This is a genomic window from Mesorhizobium sp. M1006 (assembly GCF_040318825.1).
In the GTDB taxonomy this organism is placed as follows: Bacteria; Pseudomonadota; Alphaproteobacteria; order Rhizobiales; family Rhizobiaceae; genus Mesorhizobium.
Genome location: NZ_JAMYMZ010000120.1, coordinates 1 through 2,291, shown reverse-complemented (window position 1 = coordinate 2,291; position 2,291 = coordinate 1). Strand labels below are relative to the sequence as shown.

2 protein-coding genes and 1 pseudogene are annotated in these 2,291 nt (G+C 61.2%); all 3 read right to left on the bottom strand.

The window, feature by feature from the left end; all coding sequences use genetic code 11:
- Positions 1-79: 79 nt before the first annotated feature.
- Complete coding sequence (gene tnpC, locus NKH60_RS34755; RefSeq protein WP_352493672.1) at positions 80-1,651, bottom strand: IS66 family transposase; 1,572 nt, start codon at positions 1,649-1,651, stop codon at positions 80-82.
- 54 nt (positions 1,652-1,705) lie between these two features.
- Positions 1,706-2,059, bottom strand: coding sequence for an IS66 family insertion sequence element accessory protein TnpB (gene tnpB / locus NKH60_RS34750; RefSeq protein WP_352469379.1), 354 nt, complete (start codon positions 2,057-2,059; stop codon positions 1,706-1,708).
- Positions 2,040-2,291 (bottom strand): annotated as a pseudogene (locus tag NKH60_RS34745) (IS66-like element accessory protein TnpA); the annotation flags it as partial. The pseudogene NKH60_RS34745 and the gene tnpB, both read right to left, overlap by 20 nt.

Genomic DNA, 2,291 nt, shown 5'->3' with positions numbered 1-2,291 from the left:
GTAAGCGCTATTTTCGCTGCACGTTGACGCGAGCGCTTTCGACGGATGGCCTTCGAATCGGGAACGGTATCTGGTCTGATCAGGCTGCTGTTGCTTTGGCGAAGTTGAAGGGCAGCAGATCCTCGATGGCTGCGTTCTCGGGGCGCTGAGGTAGTTCAGTGAGGACGTGGCGCAGCCACGCTAACGGCTCGACGCCACAGGCGCGGCAGGTCAACATCAGGCTGTAGATGACGGCGCTGGCCCTGGCTCCGTCGACGGTATCGCTGAACAGCCAACTTTTCCGGCCAGTGGCAAAGATTCTGATGTCACGCTCGAGAAGATTGTTGTCGATCGGCATGCTGCCGTCCTCGGTGTAACGAGTCAGATATCCCCATTGGTTCAGGGTGTAGGAGACGGCGTCGCCGAGCTTGCTGTCCGGCAAGACTTTTGGGGCGATGTCGTCGAGCCATGCCTTGAGAGCATGGAGGATCGGGACACTATGTTGCTGGCGGAAGTGGCGAATGCAGTGATCTCGCGTTTCGCCGTCATCGGGGATTTCGTTCCGCGCCTGCCTTTCAACCCGATAGAGCTGTTCAAAGAACCGGAGCGCCTGTTCCGGCGGGCCGCCGCCTTTCTTCCTCGCCTTTAGGGCATCGACGAAGCGCCGCCTGGAATGGGCCATGCAGCCAAGATGCGTTGCCCCTTCCAGCGTGCGCCAGGCGGAATAACCGTCACTCATCACGATGCCGCGGTAATCGCCCAAGAAGGTCTGCGGGTGTATCTGGCCGCGACCCGGCTGATAATCGAGCAGCACGATCGGCTCGTCACTGTCGTGGCCGCTCCGGTATGCCCACATGTACGAGGTGCTGGTGGCCTCTCTGTCCATTTCCTTCAGCACCTGGACCGTGGTCTCGTCGCCATGGATGAGGGGCTGCGATCTGAGCCGCAGCTTCAGCACGTCATAGATGCGGGCGAGATGCTTTTCGCTCGAGCCGATCACCCAGTGACCCAGAGCGCCACGGCTGACAGGAACGCCCGCGCGCTCGAAGGCCTGCGCCAGGCGGTAGAGCGGTGTGCCGTCGACGTATTTGTGAACGAGCGCGAAGGCCAGCGTCGAAGCCGTGGCGATGCTGCCAGGCAAGGGTTGCGCGGGCATCGGCGCGGTCACGACCGGCGTGTTGATGCCGGTACGGTCGCAATGACGGCAAGCATATTTGAACCGCACATTCTGCAGGACCTTCGCCTTCACCTCGATATGAAGTTGCTCGGTAACGGCCTCGCCCATGCGATGCATCTGGTGACGGCAGCAAGGACAAGCCTTCTGATCGTCGGGAAGGTCATACTCGACGCGCTCGCGCGGCAGGTTTTCCGGCAAGGCCTTGCGGCCGCGCTTCTTTCCCGTCGCCCCTTCGCTCGCCGGCAAGCCCGTGTCCGGCAGGACAACGACGCCGCCATCTTCGTTGTCGGCGGCGTCCTCATCCGCGGCCTGTTCGGCTTCATTGAAGAGGCGGTCAATGTGCTTTTCACTGCGCGGCGCAAAACGATGCAGTCGTGCAAGCGCCAGCTCTTCCTCGAGTTTGACGACGCGTTCGGTGAGTTGACGGTTCTGCGCCTGCAGCGCAGCAATACGCGCCATCAACGCTTCAACAGTCGGTTCGCCGGGTCGATTCATCAGATTCTTGAATCGAAAGCATGCCGCCGCGTCAACCGCTCAATTCGAGAGCCCTCAACCGGCAACCTGATATTGCCGCACCGGATGGCGGACCATCGCATCGATGTCGATGCCGTCGAGGATCCAGTGCAATTGCTCGGTCGTAAGCGTGACCACCGCTGCCTCCCGGCGCGGCCACCGGAACTTGTCCTCGGTCAGCCGCTTCATTACCAGCACAAAGCCCGACCGATCGAAGAACAGGAGCTTCATCCGGTCGCGACGGCGATTGCAGAACGCAAAAACCGCCGGAGCAAACGGATCGAGCGCCATCGTCTCTTGGACCAGAACCGCAAGGCTGTTGATGCCGGCCCGGAAGTCGATCGGCTCGCGGTGCAGGTAGACTTTCAGGTCAGCGCCCAGTCTGAACATGACCCAGTGCTCCGATGGTCGCCGTCAACGCATCCACATCACCGCATTCCAGCGTCAACTTCACGCCGTTCGGCAGCGACGCGCTCACCTTGGCTGGAGAGGAAAAAGGCGCTGTCCTTTTCGATGCCGACCTACGTGCCCCATCGCAAGTCCCCGGCAAATCCACCGCAGCCATGCTGCTCTGTCGCAGCAAGGCCCGATCGGAAGTGCTTTCAATCTGAACCGGGATGAA

Coding starts and splice junctions, on each gene's coding strand:
- tnpC (WP_352493672.1), bottom strand. CDS start 1,651: ATGAATCGACCCGGCGAACCGACTGTTGAAGCGTTGATGGCGCGTATT.
- tnpB (WP_352469379.1), bottom strand. CDS start 2,059: ATGTTCAGACTGGGCGCTGACCTGAAAGTCTACCTGCACCGCGAGCCG.